The sequence below is a fragment of the Apilactobacillus micheneri genome (assembly GCF_006493595.1).
GTDB classification, from domain to species: Bacteria; Bacillota; Bacilli; order Lactobacillales; family Lactobacillaceae; genus Apilactobacillus; species Apilactobacillus micheneri.
This window is the reverse complement of sequence record NZ_QUBI01000004.1, coordinates 110,785-130,029: the sequence shown is the minus strand read 5'-3', so window position 1 is coordinate 130,029 and position 19,245 is coordinate 110,785. Positions and strand designations below refer to the sequence as shown.

Below are 19,245 nucleotides of genomic sequence, written 5' to 3'. Positions count from 1 at the left end.
GGTGTTCTCGGTTAAAATTGTATTTAATACAAATTTAATTTAGAAATTAATAATATCTAGTTTACCTCTCAAAACTGAATAAGATTGATCAATCTAATGTAAGTTTCCGTAATATCCTTAGAAAGGAGGTGATCCAGCCGCAGGTTCTCCTACGGCTACCTTGTTACGACTTCACCCTAATCATCTGTCCCACCTTAGACAACTAGCTCCCGAAGGTTACTCCATCGTCTTTGGGTGTTACAAACTCTCATGGTGTGACGGGCGGTGTGTACAAGGCCCGGGAACGTATTCACCGTGGCATGCTGATCCACGATTACTAGTGATTCCAACTTCATGCAGGCGAGTTGCAGCCTGCAATCCGAACTGAGAATGGCTTTAAGAGATTAGCTTGACCTCGCGGTTTCGCGACTCGTTGTACCATCCATTGTAGCACGTGTGTAGCCCAGGTCATAAGGGGCATGATGATTTGACGTCATCCCCACCTTCCTCCGGTTTATCACCGGCAGTCTCACTAGAGTGCCCAACTTAATGCTGGCAACTAATAATAAGGGTTGCGCTCGTTGCGGGACTTAACCCAACATCTCACGACACGAGCTGACGACAACCATGCACCACCTGTCAYTCTGTCCCCGAAGGGAACGYCTWATCTCTWAGRTTKKCAKARGATGTCAAGACCTGGTAAGGTTCTTCGCGTWGCWTCGAATTAAACCACATGCTCCACCRCTTGTGCGGGCCCCCGTCAATTCCTTTGAGTTTCARCCTTGCGGYCGTACTCCCCAGGCGGARTRCTTAATGCGTTAGCTGCRGCACTGAAGGGCGGAAACCCTCCAACACCTAGYAYTCATCGTTTACGGCRTGGACTACCAGGGTATCTAATCCTGTTCGCTACCCATGCTTTCGAGCCTCAGTGTCAGTAACAGACCAGATAGCCGCCTTCGCCACTGGTGTTCTTCCATATATCTACGCATTTCACCGCTACACATGGAGTTCCACTATCCTCTTCTGTACTCAAGTCCTTTAGTTTCCGCTGCACTTCCTCAGTTGAGCTGAGGGCTTTCACAACAGACTTAAAGAACCACCTGCGCTCGCTTTACGCCCAATAAATCCGGACAACGCTTGCCACCTACGTATTACCGCGGCTGCTGGCACGTAGTTAGCCGTGGCTTTCTGGTTAAATACCGTCAAAGCGTAAACAGTTACTCTTACACTTGTTCTTCTTTAACAACAGAGTTTTACGAGCCGAAACCCTTCTTCACTCACGCGGCGTTGCTCCATCAGACTTTCGTCCATTGTGGAAGATTCCCTACTGCTGCCTCCCGTAGGAGTCTGGGCCGTGTCTCAGTCCCAATGTGGCCGATTACCCTCTAAAGTGATAGCAGAGCCATCTTTCAAGTTGGAACCATGTGGTTCCAACTAATTATACGGTATTAGCATCTGTTTCCAAATGTTATCCCCTACTTCAGGGCAGGTTACCCACGTGTTACTCACCAGTTCGCCACTCGTCCCGAATCCAAAAATCATTTATGCAAGCATAAAATCAAATTGGGAGGACTCGTTCGACTTGCATGTATTAGGCACGCCGCCAGCGTTCGTCCTGAGCCAGGATCAAACTCTCATCTTATAGATGAAAAGCTTTTAACTAGCTCATCAAATTAATTGTTTTTTTATAAGCGAATTGACTTCGCAATGTTTAATTCCTTATGATCTAAATCATAAGAATCCTTACACATCATCGATTATCAATCTTGTTCAGTTTTCAAAGATCTACTTATCAGTTAACTGCTTTCAATAAGCAGCTCTTTAATTATATCAAAGTGTTAACTTAATGTCAACAGCTTTTTATAATTAAATTTTTGAATTAATTGTTGCTCTTTGTCATATCAACAACGCAACATTAATTATTATGCCATTTTAAAAAGTGAAAGTCAACAACTTTTTATAATTAATTTTGAATTAATATTTAACAAATTTAAAAATAAGCAACTAAGATAATATCAAAAGTTAAATTCAAAGTCAACATTTTTTAATAAATAAAATATAAAAGCATGTCGTAAATGACAACAAAAATAATAATACCAATAAAACAAAATATAGTCAATAACTATTTATATATTTCTATTTTATTTATTAAAACTTCTGAAACTGGGCGATCATTATTATCAACTTCAACATCCGCTATTTTATCAACTACATCAATTCCCTTAATTGTTTGACCGAAAACTGTATGTCTAAAATCTAGCCATGGAGTTCCACCATTATTTTTATATGCATCAATAACTTCACTAGCAAACTTAGACTTTTTCATAGGTTCTATTAAATTGTCTGCTAAATGTTTATTTTGAACAATAAAAAATTGACTACCATTAGTATTAGGACCGGCATTAGCCATTGATAATGCACCTCTAAAGTTATATAAATCGTCAGAAAATTCATCATCAAATGGTTGATTCCAAATGCTTTCACCACCAGCACCTGTATCAGTTGGATCACCAGATTGAATCATAAAGTCTTTAATAACTCTGTGAAAATTAATTTGATCATAATAACCTACTTCAGCAAGTTTAGTAAAGTTTTCAACTGCCATTGGTGCTTGTTCAGGAAATAATCTAATTTCAATATCACCATAATTAGTCTTTATAATAGCTAAAGGACCATTTTCTTCATCTAAATTCAACTGCGGATAATTAATAGTAAATTCCTCCAAATAATTATTTATTTAACAAACATATAATATAATAAAATAAAATTGGATAAATGATAAGTCTTTTTTCATAATTTATTTTATTATTATGCATTTATTCTTATAAATTTGGTAAAATTACTCTATACATTTAAATTAAGGAGAAAAATATGAATACTTTAATAGATTTTATACTCCATATAGATAATCATATAATCAATTTGGTTACTTATTTTGGCAATTGGACATATATTATACTTTTTGCTGTTATATTCGTAGAAACAGGAGTAGTTATTATGCCATTTTTACCAGGCGATTCTTTACTGTTTGCAGCATCAGCTATTTCAGCAAACCCTCAATATCATTTAAATACTTGGATATTTATAGTTGTATTCCTATTAGCATCATTTTTAGGTGATACTTTAAACTTCTATTTAGGAGATAAAATAGGTTATAAGATAACAAAACAAAAATGGGTAGCAAAAGTTATAAAACCGGAACAACTAGATAAGGCAAAATCTTTTTTTGATAAATATGGTATATTAGCAATATTCATAGCTAGATTTATGCCAATCATTAGAACATTAGCCCCCTTTATTGCTGCTACAAGTGGTTATAAATATAATAAATTTATAAAGTATAATTTATCAGCATGTATAGTTTGGGTACTACTTTGTTGTGGTGCTGGTCACTTTTTTGGTAACATTCCATTTGTTCAAGAACATTTTTCAGTAGTAGTCATTGGAATTATATTAATTACTTTAATACCTGGAATAGTAGCTTTTATAAAAGAGAAAAAACAAAAATAAAAAGAGTGGAATAATATTCCGCTCTTTTTTTATTGGAGTTCTTTTTTACCCTTGCTTAAAATAAAAAAACATAAAAACAAGAATATAGAAAATAATCCTAATGAACATACAAAAAAGTATCCGTCAGGAAAAGCTAAAATAATAGGATTTTGTTTAATATTAAATATCCAATCATTATTGTTAAAAAATATTTGATGAAATTTTATAAAAATGTCATTAAAATCAAGAATAATTAAAACAAACATAAAAATAGATATATAAATAGTTAATTTCAAAAAATTGATCCATAAACTAATAAATTTTTTAATTGCATATTTATAATAAACTTTTAATGATATTGGAAAAGAAAAAAACATAAATAAGTTATTAAAAATAACTAATTGCTTTACATTATAAAAATGATGAATTCCTCTTCTATCTATAAGAAAACTAGCGTTTAAATGATCTATAAAAGGAGATTGTAAATAAGTAACAATATTATAATAATTATTCATTAGCTCATTTATCGTTTTATGGGAATTAATATCAATGTGAAACATTAATATCGACGAATAGTATAAAAAAGGTATATTTATAATTATAAATATACCTAAACTTATTACAGATAAAAGAATAAGAGTAATACTTAATATATTAATACAGTTAAATTTAAACATTCTAAACTATCCAATCATCCAATGAATCAATTTCGTTAGTTGGTTTTATATTCATCTTAGAAACTTGATTTTTAGTTGATAGTCCTGAATAAACTAATAAAGTATCAATGCCAAAATTAATTCCTGCAGAAATGTCAGTCATATAATTATCGCCAACCATTACGACCTCATCTTTATTTAATTTAATTTTATCTAATGCGTTTTCTAAAATAATGCTTTCAGGTTTACCAATAAATATTGGATCAACTTGTGTTGCATATCTAACCAAATCAACTAAAGAACCAGCACCTGGAAGCATCCCCTTTTCATTTGGAATGTTACTATCAGGATTTGTACCAATAAATTTAGCACCTGCTCTAATGTACAATACAGCTTTACTTAATTTATCGTAGTCAGTATTAGAATCCAAACCAACTACTACATAATCTGGTTGTTCATCATATACAATTTCAAATCCATTATTTTCTAAAGCAGTGATTAAACCTTTTTCCCCCACTACATAAACTTTGCGTTTCTTTCCAGCAATTTTGTCCATATAATCAGCAGTTGCTAATCCAGCAGTATAAACATTATCTTCTCTTACATGAATGTCGTGATTATCAGATAAGTTTTTAACAACATCAATAGGCATTTTAGTAGTGTTATTAGTAACAAACATAAAAGAAATATCCTTATTTTGTAATCTTTCAATAAATCTTTTTGCAGCAGGAATTCTTTTACTACCTGCATAAATAGTCCCATCTAAATCAATAAAGTATCCATTATATTTTTTCATAACTAATCTCCCTGTTTAATTGTAAAATGGCGCTTACCCTTACCATCACTTTTAGTAATACGCATATGTTTACGCTTATTAATAGGCTTTTTATGCTTAGTTACTTTCTCTTCAAAATTATGATTTCTATTTTTACGTTTTCTACGAGGATTGCGACGCTTTTTACTGAAATGACTATTTCTAAAGTTATTTTTAGCTTCTAAATTGTTAATAACAAAATACTTAGCACCTACATTAGCATACTCATAAATGTAGTCTTCAATTGAGCTATATTGATATTGTGGGGGTACTTTAGCATCATCTTTAAGAAAACCCTTTAATCTTAGAACCCCATAAGCATAATCACCTACAATATAATTATATTTACTGAAAATTGGATTATATTGTTGTTTAAAGATTTCTAAATCAAAGCAATTTTCAACATTCTTAATTATTTCATAATCATGTCCATTAATGAGCAGTCCATCATCACTTTCTTGTGATATTTTGGCCAATGGCTTTTTAGATGATCTATTTTCTTCTACTGTTTCTTCAATAGTCTTACGATCCAAATAAAACTCTCCTAATCTTTTTTGTTTAAAGGATATTTTTTTGATAAATAAGTGGCAAATACATCCCTTAATGTTTGATCATATAAAATATGATTATCACCTACAATAGCGATAGTTGGGAAAAATGGAATAAATGAATAATGATCCAATAAGGCAATGTCATAACTATCATTATCTTTAATAATTTTACCATTATAAAAAACTTTACGGGTCTTCATATCAACATCAATACCGGAATAATTTAATTCACCAAAGTATTTACCACGAAATCCCATTCCTTTTTGTTCAAATTGAATTAAAAATTTACGATTTTTTTCCATTTCCATCATCATACGCCATAAATCATAACCCTTTAAGGTAGTCTTCATTACATGCATAGAGTGAGGAAGGATTTTATGCAATTGATTTTTATCAACTATTCCTTTAGGTAAATCATCTAGAAATAACCCATCATTCATAATTGCAACGTCTGTTTGAGCTTTCTCTTTCATAGCTTCGAGACCTTCTTTCATAATAGAAGGTTCACCTCTTAATGATGTATGCATGCTATAAGGAATATCTGCTACTTTCGATTGTGCTAATATATTTTCACCACGTTCTTCTAATTCTTGGATATAACTTTCATCATCAGCTTGTTCTGGTAAATTTGATGTTTTAACCACTGAAGCAACCTTATCAGTAATCTTACCATCTGATACAGATAACTTAATTTCTCCAACATAATGACCATATTTACCAGCTGCAGCTAATAATGATTTATTATCATATTCACCATTTTTAAATAAATGATGTGTATGACTGCCAATAATAATATCAAATTGTGGGAACTTACTAGCAATTAAGCGATCCTGAGTAACACCTAAGTGTGATAGCAAGACCATCACGTCATAATCGTCATAATCGTCATTATCATTTTTTATAAGATCAGGAATAATTTTTTGATCATCAATAGGATTCCATCCTTCTAACTCATAAGTAGAATGATAAGGCGCCGTTAATCCTAGTAATTTTACTTTAGTACCATTTTTACTTTTAATAATCTTTTTTCTTTTTGCCCAAGTTGGTTGTTTACCAGTTTTTAGATCAAACAAGTTATCCAAAACTACATCAAAGTTAGCATCGTCATATAGATGGTTTAATTCATCTTTACTATTAGTTAATCCTTCATTATTCCCAATAGTGGCAGCATCGTAATGAACTTGATTTAATAAATCTATATTTGCTTTACCATCAGTTGCTTCTGTTAACGGATGAGCACGATCCACTGCATCCCCTAAATCAACAGTTATAACAAAATAACCCTGATTTTCTAGCTTATGTTTTTCTGAGGCCAAATATCTAACAATTTTAGGCCAATTTTCAAAATGAGAATGTAAATCGTTTGTATGCAAAATAGCAATTTTATCTAACAATTAACTTACCTCCTAATCAATGTCTTTTCGCAAAGTCAATATTCTTACCCAAAACCATCTCCTGTACTTCAGATTCAGATAATGGAGCACCAAAAGATGGTTTTGATTTTAAATAGTCTAATTCTGGAGAATCTACACCTACGTTTAAATCATCTTTAATTGGCACCGAATAATGATGAATATGACCATGAAGATTAATAATTTTTTCAACCTTACCCATCATCATTGGATAATGAGTCATATAGTACTGACAATGATTCATCTTTATTAATACACCAACATCATGAAATTCAAATTTAAGTTTTCCATTAATATAATAGTTATGATTACTTAAGAACTTAAATAAATCGCGACTATCATGATTACCTTTAATTAAAATTAAATTACCATGCAATTTTTTCAAAATATTAAAGATTGCTTCATAGGCTTTCTTTGCTGGCTTTATATGATATACAGCAATATCACCTAAATGGTATACCGTATCATTCATTTGAACTTTACTATTCCAATTATCAATAATTTTATTATTCATATCATCAACAAAGAAAAAAGGTCTTGGAGCAAAGTCATCAATACCTAACATATGTTTATCAAAAAAATGCGTATCAGAAATAAAGTACTGAATATAATTACTCCCTTTCAATATTAACTAACTATATATTACAACAATAAACGTAAAAATATAAATTACAAAATAAAAAGATAACTCCAAAATTGGAATTATCTTTTTTGATGAACTTCATCTGTTAATGATTTTATAATGTATAATGTTATAATCCAAATTATTGAACCAATCAGTGCAAATAAAGTATTCATTCTAAATAGCATTACAATTGCTACAAAAACCAAGAATCCTAAAACAAAATAATTAGAATAAGGGAAAAATGGCATCTTAAAAGTTAATTTGTTAGTTTCATTTTTACTTGAAACTACTTTACGATATTTTAAATGGGCTAAAACAATCAATCCCCAAATAAATAAGAAACATGTAGTAGCAATACTAGAAACTAGTTGAAATACACCATCAGGCATATAAGCATTTAAGATTAATGAAAGTGTAATTATTACAATAGAAAATAAAATACCTTTAGAAGGAATTTGATGTTTATTTAAAGATCCTAATTGCTTTCCTAAAGGCTTTTTGGATCCATATGTTAATGAATAAATCATTCTTCCTGTTGTAAAAATAGCAGAATTACATGCTGAAACAGCAGCTGTCAGTACAACAAAATTGATAATTGCGGCGGCAGAACCAACCCCTATATTTTGAAATACTTGTACAAAAGGACTAGAAGCAGCATTAATATGATTCCATGGATAAATACACATTAAAGCTATTAATGAACCAATATAGAAAATTAGTATTCTAGATGGGACTTCATTAATTGCTTTAGGGATTACTTTTTCTGGATCATTAGTTTCAGAAGCAGTCATTCCAATCATTTCGATTCCTGCAAAACTAAATATAACCATTTGAAAGCTTAAAAGAAAACCACTAAAGCCATGTGAAAACATTGAGTTTCCAAATAAGTTGCTTAAACTAGCATGTCCTACTGGTGTTTTGTAATTCATTATGACTAAAACTACACCTGTAGCTATTAATGCTAAGATTGCAACTACTTTTATTAAAGCAAACCAAAATTCAGTTTCACCAAAAGCAGAAACATTAATTGAGTTAGCCAAAAATAATACGATAAGTAAAAATAAACCTGTTACCCATTGTGGTATTCCTGGAAACCAAAAATGCACATACAAACCAGCAGCAGTAATTTCGGCCATCGCAATTGAAATCCAACAGGCCCAATAAGTCCATCCTGCAACGAAGCCTATTTTTTTACCTAAATATTTATCAATAAATTCAATATATGAATGACAATTAACATCAGACAATAATAATTCTCCAAGAGATCTCATAATGAAGAATCCAGCTACTCCAGCTATCAAATAAGCAAGAACAATTGATGGACCTGCAAACTGAATTGATTCACCAGCACCTAAAAATAATCCTGTTCCAATTGTTCCTCCAAGAGCTATTAACTGAACATGACGATTCTTTAATCCCTTAGATAATTGTTCATTATCTTTGTTGGGCGTATCTTTCATAAGTCTATGCACTCCCTTTACTAATTTAATTATACATAATAATTATTTATAAGATACTGTATTAAAAGTAATTTAAAGACAAATTTACTTTACAAATATTGTTTTGTCAACATTTATTCATGATTTTAAATTTTAAATGAATTTTATTCATCTATTAATGAAATAAAAAAAGGAACTCAAAATGAGTTTCTTTTTATTAATTATTTACGTAGTCTTTCAATATCTTTAACAATCATTAATTCTTCATTAGTTGGAATCAATAAAGTCTTAATTGATGAATCATCAGAACTAATATCTCTTTCTACAGCACGAATATGGTTCTTTTCTGGATCAACACCAACACCAAAGTAACTTAATTTGTCAGCTACTTCTTGTCTAATGCCAATATCATTTTCACCAACACCGGCAGTAAATACAATAGCATCTACACCATTCATTTCAGCAACATATTGACCAACGTATCTAATAATACGATTCATGTACATATTACGAGCTAATTCAGCTTGATGATTGTCAGCTTTTACAGCTTCCAAATCACGCATATCAGCTGATACTTCAGAAACACCTAACAATCCAGACTTCTTGTTTAGAATGTTAATCATTTCATTAACATCAGTAATGCCTTCTTTTTCCATAATATATGCAAGTAATGAAGGATCAACATCGCCTGAACGAGTCGCCATCATAACACCAGTTACTGGAGTAAAGCCCATGGATGTATCAAGTGACTTTCCATGATCAATAGCACAAATAGAAGCACCAGCACCTAAATGCATTACAACTAATTTTAAATCTTTTAGTGGTTTACCAAGCATATCAGCAGCACGACTTGAAACGTAACGGTAGCTAGTACCATGTGCTCCATATTTACGAGCTTTATGTTCACGATAGTATTTATATGGTAAAGCATACATGTAATTTTCTTCTGGCATTGAAGTATGGAATGAAGTATCAAAAACAGCAACACTAATTACATTAGGTAAAATCTTCTTGAATGCCTTAATACCTAAAATATTTGCAGGTTCATGTAATGGTGCTAATTCTGATAATTCTTCAAGTTTTTTCAAAACATCATCAGTAATAACAACAGAATCAGTAAAGAATTCACCACCAGCAACAACACGATGACCTACACCTGTAATTTCATTGTAATCATCAATGATATCTAAACTTAGTAGTTTATCTAAAACTAATTTAATAGCTTCTTCATGGTTTTCAATATCCATAGTTTTATGGAATTTCTTACCATCACCATATTTAATAGCAACATCAGATTTAGTTAAACCAATACGATCAATGGCACCACTTGAAATTAGTTTTTCAGAAGGCATTTCAAATAATTTGAATTTTAATGTGGAGCTTCCAGCATTAATAGCAATAGACTTTCCCATAATAGTTCTCCTTAATTTGTTTTATTTTAGTAAGTTATTTTCTTCCCATTCAACAATTTCAGCTAAATATTTTTGGAAAGCTGATGGATTTTTGAAAGAAGGAAATTCCCCTAACATTATTTTATCAACTTGTTTAGCATCATTACCATGTTTTTGTAAAATTAAAATAGCTTTTTGAGCTTTAACATTAGTAAATAATTCTTTAGGTAAGTTTAATAACCCTTGCATATATGCATTATCTTGGTTCCATTTTAATAATTCCTTAGCTGCAGGAGTATTAAAAAGATTACTTGGTACTAAGAAAACACCAAATCCACCTGGCTTAACATGGTTCATCCCTTGTTCAATCAACAAATGATGTGCATATGAATGACCATCATTAGATCTAGTTTTATAATTCTTAGTGTTTTCATCAATTGGGTAATAACCAACCGGTAAATCAGAAATAACTAAGTCTGAATCATCCACCAATAAATTATCAACTGCATCTTGATGAATTAACTCAACATCGTCAATCTTATTTTGCATTTGAAAGTTTAAACTAGCAATAGCCAACATAGAATCATCATTATCGACACCGACACCATGTATATTTATTTTAAGTGCATCTGATAACTGATTAATAACGGTACTTAATAAATTACCAGTTCCAACAGCTAAATCAAGCACACTTAAATTAGACTTATTTTTATATAGTCTAATAATTAAATATCCCATAATTGAGGCAATTGTATCAGGAGTTATTTGATGATTTGCTTGAATAGCATCTTCTTTAGTTGCTTTAATCATAGCCATCTGAATAGCCTTTCTAATTGACTCAGCATCTATAGAATTATAATCTACTTTATTATACAGCTTTTCTAATTTAGAAACTATATCTTCATTAGGCTTATCATCTTCAACATGAACAGTATTATTATTTATCATATTATCACCATTTTCGATAAAGGCATCTAAATATGACACATCTAATTCTTTTTTCAATATTTCAGTAGATTTGTCCAATACATTAAACAAAGTTTCTGTATCTTTCTCAGCCAGTATTCTCACTCCCTTAAAAGATTTAATACAAGTTTAATACTACCAGATTATTATTAATTAATTCAAGATAAACAAATAATTACTTATATTAATAATTTTTTATTAATTCATTAATTGTAGTTATTTCAGCATTATAATTTAAAAATTTAATTGATAAAATAATTGATAAAACTATTAAGAATATTAATGCAATCATTGTAGCAGAACCATTATGTTTAACTTTTTTCAATAGAAGTCTCACTTTCAAATTCTTGATGATTAATAAATTTCAACTTAATAAACAGATGATTTTTATGAATACTAAAATATGTTGAAGCAATATTTTCTAAGATTGGTACATGTCCACTTTTATTGCCAGAAAGTCTTAACATATTTTTATAGGTTTGAATCCTATATTCTTTATGATTTGATGGATTAATTAAGGTTATATTATTATCATCTATTTTAACAACTCTTAAATTTAACTTTTTAGATTCAATTGTGCTTAAAAAAACATGATAATTAATAATCTCACTTTTTTGATGTCTATCAGAATTATTAATATACAAAATTGTGGTATTAATTAATATAGCAATTAAGCTTAACATTAATAAACCAATAATACTTTCTATCACTGTAAAACCTCTTCTATTTAAGGTTGTTCTCATATTTTTTTCTACTTTCAATTAAATGATTTTCGGCATGTTTTATACCATTGTTAATAGATTGATCACATTCAATATAAAATAATATACCTAAAGTAATTAGAATAATTGCTATTAAACTATCTATAATCACAAACCCATCTAAATTTTTATTCAATATGATATACACCCCACCCGAGTTGAAAAGTTTGTATATAATCCTTCTTTAATAGATTAGAATGCCAACGGTAAGTTGCAGGAGCAACATACCCACCACTTTTAATATCAATTATATAAGAATTACCATAAATGCTTATAGTATTAGGGATATTAATAGATTTATTAACCCCATTCCAATAAATAAAATTAACATTATTTTTATTTACGATAATTGTACTTGTTATTTTAGATTTTTCATTTTTGTTAATTTTTGTAGACATAACAATACTATCCCATTGATATTTAAAAGAATTCCAAAATTTTTGTTCATCATTACGCTGATAATTTTTAATATTCGGATAAATAAAAAGTGTAATACCTATAAACAAAGATGTAATCATTAATACAATAATCATTTCGATATTAGTAAATCCAAACTTACTCTTTTTTAATTGCTTTATTATTATCAATATTAATTCCCTGTTTTTCTGCTCGTGAAATTTGTGATGAATTCAAATAATCATTTTCCTTCAAAGATTGATACGTAACATTAGCATCACCCTTATCAATCAGATAAGCATCGATTTGACTTTGAACCAAAGATATCATTGCATTGTTATGAACAGATTCAGCCTTTTTCCTTTGGCCATTTAAATTAGGTACAATTATTAAAATTAATAATGAAATAATGAATAATACAATGGTCATTTCAATTAAAGTAAATCCAGATCTTTTTTTACATATTTTCATGTTTATATTCCCCTTAATGAGTTATAAATGGGCATCAAAATTGATAAATATCCTAATATAATTCCGATACCAATTAATAAAAATAAAATTGGTTGAACTAAGTTAATCAAACGATTACTTTTATTAATCATGTCTTCAAATTGAAGTCTTGAAAACATAAATAAATTGTTAATTATTTTTCCCTTAGAATTACCTTGTGACAAAAATAAAATAAATTCTTTAGGGATAAAATTATATTTTTGTATAAGTTTTGTATAATTCATCCCATTTTCTAGTTCTTTTTTTATTTCATTACTTAATGAATAAATAATTGTTGATTTGTCGAAACTATTCATTATAAATAATATATTTTTAATATCAATACCATTGCTTAACATTAAATATAAATTATATGACAAATAATATCCCATATAATACTGATATATTTTCCCAATAAAAGGTATTTTAATTAAAAATTCTTTTCTTTTTAAAAAGGATAAACTTTTGTAATAAATAAAAATTAGCAATAAGAACACAAATATTAATAATATAAAAAAATATAAATAACTTAAATCATATTTTTCAACCCTACCGATCGCTCCTATCTGTGGAACAATGACTTTATTGATACCAATTAATGCCATTAAAAGCATCAATATTAAAAATAACGGATACATTAAAACTTCTTGTATTTTTTTGTTTTGTTTATTTTTAAAAGAAATATATTTATTTATTTCTTTTAAGCAGCTAATCAAGTTACCATTCTTTTCACTAATATATATTTGATTATAAAATTCACCATCTATATATTTTCTAATACTATAACTAAAGTGATATCCTTGTTCCAATTTTGATAAAACATCATCAATAATATTTTCCTTAATTGTTGTTTGTTTTATAAAAATTAACGATTCCTTAAGGTTAAATCCTGAATCTAATAGTTCACTAAGCGTTTTAAACAATAGCTGCTGTTCTGGTCCTTTTAGTCTTGTATTAAACAAAATTTACTACTCCTCATTTATATCCATATATGCAGTCATATTTCCATCTTTATCATTTACTAATTTCTGGTAAACAACTGTATTAATGGCATGATTTATATCCGATGAATTAACATTTAATTGTTTTAAACGATTAATTACCCCATTTTTATTATTGGCATGAATAGTACTGATTACTAAATGGCCAGAAAGTGCGGCTCTTATTGCAGCATTAGCAGTTCTAGTATCTCTTATTTCGCCAATAATAAATATATCTGGTCGATGCCGTAGCCCCACTTTAATCAGCTCATCATATCCCATATTAGCAGAATCATTTACTTGTAATTGTAAAAATTCATCTTCAATTATTTCTACTGGATCTTCAATCGTCATTATAATTTTTTTAGGACTAATGCTTTTAGCTAATTTATAAGCCGATGTTGTTTTTCCAGAACCAGTAGGACCTGCAAACAAAATCATTCCTCCTTTGTAGAATCTTTTCTTTAGAGATATCAAATTATTATAATCTGCATAACTCAAATCAGAGTCTTCTATACTATAAATAATTCTAATTACCATTGATTCTTTATTACTAAAATTACTAACCGATGAAAATCTTAAATAATATTTTTGACTATCTAATTTATATACAAATGATCCTATTTGTGGCCTTCTATTTTCACTAATAGCCATATTCGATATATATTTACAATAATTAAGCAAAGTTTTAGAAAAAGAACTATCTATTACTGAATGTTCTAATATTCTTACATTCGTGTGCATTTTAATATTAAAATTATCACCTGCTGGAAATATATAAATATCACTTGCTTTAATATCAATGGCATGATTAATTAAATCATTAAAGTACTCCTTCATTTTCATATAAATATCCTCCACTAATATATTCGCAAAAAAGTGTATGTATTTTTTATAAAAAAAAGATGTGTAGAATAACTACACATCTTAAATCATTATTTAATTATTCAGCATCTTCTGGTAACTTAGCAGCTTCATAGACGTCTTGAACATCGTCATTTTCATCTAATTCATCAATTAAGCCAGTATATTGTGATGCTTTATCACTAGGAACTTCAGTAACAGTTTGTGGGAACATTGTTACTTCGGCAGTATCTAGTGTATATTTCTTTTGCAATTCATCACGAACAGCATTTAAATCTGAAGGAGTAACAAAAATTTCAAATTTTTCATCGCTAGCCTTCATATCATCTGCACCGGCATCCAATGCATCCATTAACATATCATCTTCATCAACATCTAAGCCATCACGTAAAATTACAATGTAACCCTTACGATCAAACATATATGAAACAGAACCATTAGAACCTAGAGATCCACCATGATGAGTGAATGCAGAACGAATAGCTGCAGCAGTACGGTTTTTATTGTCTGTTAAACAAGAAACCATAACGGCTGTACCAGCTGGTCCGTATCCTTCATAAGTTATTTCTTCATAATTAGCTCCACCAACACCAGTTGCTTTATCTAGTGCACGTTGGATATTATCTTTAGGCATGTTAGCAGCATGTGCCTTATCAATAACTAAACGTAATTGAGGGTTACCATCTACTTCTGCACCCCCTGCTTTAGCTGCTTGGTATAAATCACGTGAAATCTTTTGGAAAATCTTACCACGTTTTTTATCTTGGGCACCTTTACGACCTTGTATGTTATGCCATTTTGAATGTCCTGACATGATCTCAGCACTCCTCTCGTTTAATTCAAATTCTTCATTTTACAAACATATTAATTATATCAATGCGAATATTAATAATCAAGTACATTACTATTTTGTTGATTGTCTTTCAACAATATCATAATTTAATAGCACTTGTTTTTTATCAACATCTTCATTATTCATTATTTTAGTAAGTAATCTCATCGCAACAGCTCCAACATCATATAACGGATGAGTTATTGATGACAATTGAGGTCTTACCAGTCTTGATATTTTGGTGTCGTTGCTAGCAAATATTTCGAAGTCATCTGGTACTTTAATATTCAGATCCGTTAAACCATTTAGTAAACCTGCAGCCAATTCATCATTAGTAACAACTGCTGCTGTTATATTTTTAGATAAAATACTATTAACTAAATTATAACTGGATTGATAATTACCACTTGTCGAAAATACCAATGAATTATCAAATACATAATTATTTTCTTGTAGAGCATTTTTATATCCCACTAATCGATAATCTAAATTAATTGGCTGATTTAAAGAACCAGAAATAAAAGCAATTTTTTTATTACCATTGTTAATTAATTTACTAGTCTCAGTTTTAACAGCAGAAATATAATCAATATTAACACTAGGAACAGAATTACTTTCATCTACAGATCCAGCTAGTACTATAGGAACATTAGAATTTTTAAATTCTTGGCGTAATTTATCATTAATCTCGTTTCCCATAAAAATAATACCATCAACTTGCTTGCTCAATAGATTATTCAAAACTTTAACTTGTTTAGATGAATCATCGTCTGAGTTGGCTAAAATAATATTATATTTATACATAGAAGCGATGTCATCTATACCTCTGGCTAAAGATGCAAAATATTCATCAGTAACATCGGGAATAATAACTCCCACAGTTGTAGTCTTTTTGCTAGCTAATCCTCTAGCGACAGCATTAGGACGATATTCCATCTTATTAATTACATTCATTACCTTATTTTTCGTGGCAGGTCTAACATTAGAATTACCATTTAAAACTCTTGAAACTGTTGCCATTGAAACTTTAGATTCCCTAGCAACATCATAAATAGTTATATTTTGCTTATTCATATTTTAATCCTTTCTAAACAAATAATAGAAAGTTTTATAGCGCTTTCATTTATTGTATAAATATAGCAGATTAAAATAAAAATAACAAGTAAGCAAAAAAGACTTAGGATTAATCATTTTAATTAATTCTAAGTCCTTTTTGTTCAATTACTTGTCACTATCTTTTTTTAAAAAATCAGGATCTACGACAACATCTTCGTTATCATCATTATTTTTATTATTAACATCCTTAGATTTTTCTCTTAAATTATTAGCAGCTTTATGAAATTGAGTACTACCTTCATCATAGTAGTATTGAGCCTTATTCATTACGTTATCATTAGCCTTGCCTGCAGCATCTTTAATTTTAGATGTAGCATCTGAAGTCTTAGATTGTAATGATTGTTTAGCATCATCTACTGAATCCATAGCATAAAACGCATAGTCTAATGCACGATCTTTCAAACTATTAGCTGCATCTTTAGTAGTATCTACTAATTTTTTGGCTTTGTCGTCATCTAATTTACGATAAGCAACATAAGCAGCTGCCGCAGCTCCAGCAGTTAGTCCCATAAAAAATAATCCTGCTTTTTTCATAAAAAACACTCTCCTTATTTTCTAAATACTTTAAAGCCTATACCTGCTAGCTTTTCAAGAAAAGAAGGTTTGTTTCTCTCTTGAAATTTCTTTGTTAAGCTTTGAGTAGCACTATTCAAATCAGAAACACTTTGACCAACATCAGCAGCAGCTTGATATACAGGATCTAATGTATTAACTTTTTCATTTAAATCTTTAATCATAGAATTAGAACTAATCATAATTTCTTCAGTTTGCTTAGACAAAACATTAACATCTTGAGAAATTGAGTTAATATTCTTATTAACCTCATCAACGGTTTTTGAAAGTTTAATTAAAACAAACGCAGCACTTACAGCTAATATTAAAAATGCAATTGCAGCAATTAAACCAGCTAGAGCTCCTATTGTCATACAATTCCTCCCCCTTATTTATACTATGCTTTTAGAATAGCATTTTCGTAAAAATTTTACAATTAGTTAACATTTAGTTGAGCCACCAATTGTCAAATTCATTGAACAACTTTTTCATTGCGTTACCACGATGACTAATCTTATTTTTTTCTGTTCTATTCATTTGAGCCAACGTCTTTTCCATACTAGGTACATAGAATAATGGATCATATCCAAAACCATTGTCTCCCCTGGATTCTTCTAAAATAGTACCATTCAATTCCCCATTAACAACTAATTTTTTACCATCATGTTTAATTAAAACCAGGCAAGTCTTAAAAGTAGCACTTCGATTCTTTTTACCTGATAATTTGTTTAGTAATTTTTTATTGTTAGCAGAATCATCATGATCACCGGCATATCTAGCTGAATAAATGCCAGGTTCATCATTAATATCATGAACTTGTAATCCCGAATCATCAGCAAGAACTGGCAAATTTGTCATCCTATGAACAGCTTGTGCCTTAATAGTAGCATTTTCTTCAAAAGAATTACCATCTTCCTTAATAGCGCCTATTTCTGGAAAGTCTTTTAAGGTCTTAAAATTAATATTTTTAGATGCAAACATATTTCTAAATTCAATAGCTTTATTTTCATTATTAGTAGCAATTACAATCGTATTTAACATTAATATTCCTCCAATGTTTTCAAAGAAACTTTTTTAATATCAATATCTCGGTCTAACCATTCTTCTGCTACGAAGCGGAATTTTTCAACAGAACCAGTGGTATAAAAGTTTAATTTTCTAGTATGCGATAAACTATTTTTTAAGTTTAATTCATCAATTGTTTGCTTAATATCTTTAATTACAGCAATTCCTGGATCAACTAATCTAACATCAGCACCTACAGCATTTTGAATTAATTTACGCATAATTGGATAATGGGTACATCCCATTACTAAAGTATCAACATTATCTTTTATAATAGGCATTAAATCTTGGGTTACTAATTTCTGATCTTCTTGACTCTTATAATGTCCATCTTCAACCATTGGAATAAATCTAGGACAACCTAGGCTAAAAATTTTAACATCATTATTAATCGAACTAATAGTTTTTTCATAAGCTTTACTTTTTATGGTTCCATTAGTAGCAATCACACCTATACGCTTTTCTTTAGAAATATTAACTGCAGCTAAACTCCCAGGATAAATTACACCTATAACTGGAATGTCTAAGGTATCTTTTAATAAGGATAGTGCATGAGCAGTAGCGGTGTTACATGCAATAACTAAAATCTTAATTCCCTTATCAATCAAGAAATCGGAAATTTGTTGAGCGAATTTTTTTATTTCTTCAGGACTTTTTTCACCATATGGCAATCTAGCTTCATCCCCAAAGTAAATAATATTCTCATTGGGAAATTGTTTAATAGCTTCCTTAGCCACAGTGAGTCCCCCAACACCTGAATCCATAAAACCAATTGCACGTTTATCCAATTACTTAACCTTCTTTCAAAAAGTGTTTAAATATATATTATCATCCTTTTGGAAGTTTTGAGCAACCTAGCAACGATATT

The 19,245-nt window shown here is 29.7% G+C and carries 23 protein-coding genes and 1 rRNA gene; 1 reads left to right on the top strand and 23 read right to left on the bottom strand.

What is annotated here, in order from left to right:
• Positions 1-121: 121 nt before the first annotated feature.
• A 16S ribosomal RNA gene (locus tag DY123_RS05760) occupies positions 122-1,621 on the bottom strand.
• A 480-nt stretch (positions 1,622-2,101) separates the two neighbouring features.
• Complete coding sequence (locus tag DY123_RS05755) at positions 2,102-2,689, bottom strand: peptidylprolyl isomerase (protein ID WP_105964989.1); 588 nt, start codon at positions 2,687-2,689, stop codon at positions 2,102-2,104.
• 161 nt (positions 2,690-2,850) lie between these two features.
• On the opposite strand from DY123_RS05755, the gene DY123_RS05750 reads away from it, so the two are divergent.
• Positions 2,851-3,489: a VTT domain-containing protein gene (locus DY123_RS05750; protein WP_108983242.1), complete on the top strand. Its 639-nt coding sequence runs from the start codon at positions 2,851-2,853 to the stop codon at positions 3,487-3,489.
• A gap of 29 nt (positions 3,490-3,518) precedes the next feature.
• Here DY123_RS05750 and DY123_RS07735 read toward each other — a convergent pair whose 3' ends face one another.
• The 21 genes from DY123_RS07735 to racE form a co-directional block, all read right to left on the bottom strand.
• Complete coding sequence (locus DY123_RS07735) at positions 3,519-4,145, bottom strand: TIGR01906 family membrane protein (RefSeq protein ID WP_140924372.1); 627 nt, start codon at positions 4,143-4,145, stop codon at positions 3,519-3,521.
• A gap of 1 nt (position 4,146) precedes the next feature.
• Positions 4,147-4,920, bottom strand: a complete 774-nt coding sequence (locus tag DY123_RS05740; protein ID WP_105964794.1) for a TIGR01457 family HAD-type hydrolase — start codon at positions 4,918-4,920, stop codon at positions 4,147-4,149.
• A gap of 2 nt (positions 4,921-4,922) precedes the next feature.
• Complete coding sequence (locus DY123_RS05735; RefSeq protein WP_181398809.1) at positions 4,923-5,471, bottom strand: YutD family protein; 549 nt, start codon at positions 5,469-5,471, stop codon at positions 4,923-4,925.
• An 11-nt stretch (positions 5,472-5,482) separates the two neighbouring features.
• Positions 5,483-6,883, bottom strand: coding sequence for a bifunctional metallophosphatase/5'-nucleotidase (locus DY123_RS05730; RefSeq protein ID WP_140936432.1), 1,401 nt, complete (start codon positions 6,881-6,883; stop codon positions 5,483-5,485).
• A gap of 16 nt (positions 6,884-6,899) precedes the next feature.
• Complete coding sequence (locus DY123_RS05725; protein ID WP_140924382.1) at positions 6,900-7,508, bottom strand: metallophosphoesterase family protein; 609 nt, start codon at positions 7,506-7,508, stop codon at positions 6,900-6,902.
• Between the two features lie 95 nt (positions 7,509-7,603).
• Positions 7,604-8,986, bottom strand: coding sequence for an amino acid permease (locus DY123_RS05720; RefSeq protein WP_140924366.1), 1,383 nt, complete (start codon positions 8,984-8,986; stop codon positions 7,604-7,606).
• A gap of 200 nt (positions 8,987-9,186) precedes the next feature.
• On the bottom strand, positions 9,187-10,377 hold the full coding sequence (locus DY123_RS05715) for an acetate/propionate family kinase (protein ID WP_105964797.1): 1,191 nt from the start codon (positions 10,375-10,377) through the stop codon (positions 9,187-9,189).
• 21 nt (positions 10,378-10,398) lie between these two features.
• Positions 10,399-11,394 (bottom strand): class I SAM-dependent methyltransferase, encoded by a 996-nt coding sequence (locus DY123_RS05710; RefSeq protein WP_181398808.1) that lies wholly within the window; start codon positions 11,392-11,394, stop codon positions 10,399-10,401.
• Positions 11,395-11,506: 112 nt separating this feature from the next.
• Entirely contained in the window at positions 11,507-11,647 is a 141-nt protein-coding gene (locus DY123_RS07625; protein ID WP_157944981.1) for a hypothetical protein, read from the bottom strand.
• The gene (locus DY123_RS05705; protein WP_181398807.1) at positions 11,634-12,032 is read right to left on the bottom strand and encodes a ComGF family competence protein; all 399 of its coding nucleotides are present in this window, start codon (positions 12,030-12,032) and stop codon (positions 11,634-11,636) included. The genes DY123_RS07625 and DY123_RS05705 overlap by 14 nt, the downstream gene beginning before the upstream one ends.
• A gap of 13 nt (positions 12,033-12,045) precedes the next feature.
• The gene (locus DY123_RS07620) at positions 12,046-12,219 is read right to left on the bottom strand and encodes a hypothetical protein (RefSeq protein ID WP_157944373.1); all 174 of its coding nucleotides are present in this window, start codon (positions 12,217-12,219) and stop codon (positions 12,046-12,048) included.
• Entirely contained in the window at positions 12,212-12,670 is a 459-nt protein-coding gene (locus DY123_RS05700) for a hypothetical protein (protein WP_140924362.1), read from the bottom strand. The genes DY123_RS07620 and DY123_RS05700 overlap by 8 nt, the downstream gene beginning before the upstream one ends.
• Positions 12,639-12,950 (bottom strand): competence type IV pilus major pilin ComGC, encoded by a 312-nt coding sequence (gene comGC, locus DY123_RS05695; RefSeq protein WP_108983145.1) that lies wholly within the window; start codon positions 12,948-12,950, stop codon positions 12,639-12,641. Before comGC ends, DY123_RS05700 begins: the two co-directional genes overlap by 32 nt.
• 2 nt (positions 12,951-12,952) lie before the next feature.
• Positions 12,953-13,930 carry a type II secretion system F family protein gene (locus tag DY123_RS05690; RefSeq protein WP_140924360.1) on the bottom strand — a complete coding sequence of 326 codons (978 nt, stop codon included), beginning with the start codon at positions 13,928-13,930 and terminating at the stop codon, positions 12,953-12,955.
• A gap of 6 nt (positions 13,931-13,936) precedes the next feature.
• Positions 13,937-14,794, bottom strand: coding sequence for a competence type IV pilus ATPase ComGA (gene comGA / locus DY123_RS05685; RefSeq protein ID WP_108983143.1), 858 nt, complete (start codon positions 14,792-14,794; stop codon positions 13,937-13,939).
• Positions 14,795-14,891: 97 nt separating this feature from the next.
• On the bottom strand, positions 14,892-15,626 hold the full coding sequence (locus DY123_RS05680; protein WP_105964803.1) for a YebC/PmpR family DNA-binding transcriptional regulator: 735 nt from the start codon (positions 15,624-15,626) through the stop codon (positions 14,892-14,894).
• Positions 15,627-15,716: 90 nt separating this feature from the next.
• Positions 15,717-16,718: a catabolite control protein A gene (ccpA, locus tag DY123_RS05675; protein ID WP_140924359.1), complete on the bottom strand. Its 1,002-nt coding sequence runs from the start codon at positions 16,716-16,718 to the stop codon at positions 15,717-15,719.
• A 147-nt stretch (positions 16,719-16,865) separates the two neighbouring features.
• Entirely contained in the window at positions 16,866-17,294 is a 429-nt protein-coding gene (locus DY123_RS05670; RefSeq protein ID WP_105964805.1) for a hypothetical protein, read from the bottom strand.
• Positions 17,295-17,308: 14 nt separating this feature from the next.
• A complete protein-coding gene (locus tag DY123_RS05665; protein ID WP_105964806.1) occupies positions 17,309-17,686 on the bottom strand; it encodes a DUF948 domain-containing protein in 378 nt (125 codons plus the stop codon).
• 73 nt (positions 17,687-17,759) lie between these two features.
• Positions 17,760-18,353 (bottom strand): XTP/dITP diphosphatase, encoded by a 594-nt coding sequence (locus DY123_RS05660; RefSeq protein WP_140924357.1) that lies wholly within the window; start codon positions 18,351-18,353, stop codon positions 17,760-17,762.
• Positions 18,353-19,165: a glutamate racemase gene (gene racE, locus DY123_RS05655; RefSeq protein WP_140924355.1), complete on the bottom strand. Its 813-nt coding sequence runs from the start codon at positions 19,163-19,165 to the stop codon at positions 18,353-18,355. Before racE ends, DY123_RS05660 begins: the two co-directional genes overlap by 1 nt.
• Positions 19,166-19,245: the final 80 nt, after the last annotated feature.

Bases quoted from the DNA above. Each gene is read 5' to 3' on its own strand.
- DY123_RS05660 (WP_140924357.1), bottom strand. From the start codon at position 18,353: ATGTTAAATACGATTGTAATTGCTACTAATAATGAAAATAAAGCTATT.
- DY123_RS05680 (WP_105964803.1), bottom strand. From the start codon at position 15,626: ATGTCAGGACATTCAAAATGGCATAACATACAAGGTCGTAAAGGTGCC.
- DY123_RS05720 (WP_140924366.1), bottom strand. From the start codon at position 8,986: ATGAAAGATACGCCCAACAAAGATAATGAACAATTATCTAAGGGATTA.
- DY123_RS07735 (WP_140924372.1), bottom strand. From the start codon at position 4,145: ATGTTTAAATTTAACTGTATTAATATATTAAGTATTACTCTTATTCTT.
- comGA (WP_108983143.1), bottom strand. From the start codon at position 14,794: ATGAAAATGAAGGAGTACTTTAATGATTTAATTAATCATGCCATTGAT.
- DY123_RS05665 (WP_105964806.1), bottom strand. From the start codon at position 17,686: ATGACAATAGGAGCTCTAGCTGGTTTAATTGCTGCAATTGCATTTTTA.
- ccpA (WP_140924359.1), bottom strand. From the start codon at position 16,718: ATGAATAAGCAAAATATAACTATTTATGATGTTGCTAGGGAATCTAAA.
- DY123_RS05715 (WP_105964797.1), bottom strand. From the start codon at position 10,377: ATGGGAAAGTCTATTGCTATTAATGCTGGAAGCTCCACATTAAAATTC.
- DY123_RS05670 (WP_105964805.1), bottom strand. From the start codon at position 17,294: ATGAAAAAAGCAGGATTATTTTTTATGGGACTAACTGCTGGAGCTGCG.
- DY123_RS05740 (WP_105964794.1), bottom strand. From the start codon at position 4,920: ATGAAAAAATATAATGGATACTTTATTGATTTAGATGGGACTATTTAT.
- comGC (WP_108983145.1), bottom strand. From the start codon at position 12,950: ATGAAAATATGTAAAAAAAGATCTGGATTTACTTTAATTGAAATGACC.
- DY123_RS05750 (WP_108983242.1), top strand. From the start codon at position 2,851: ATGAATACTTTAATAGATTTTATACTCCATATAGATAATCATATAATC.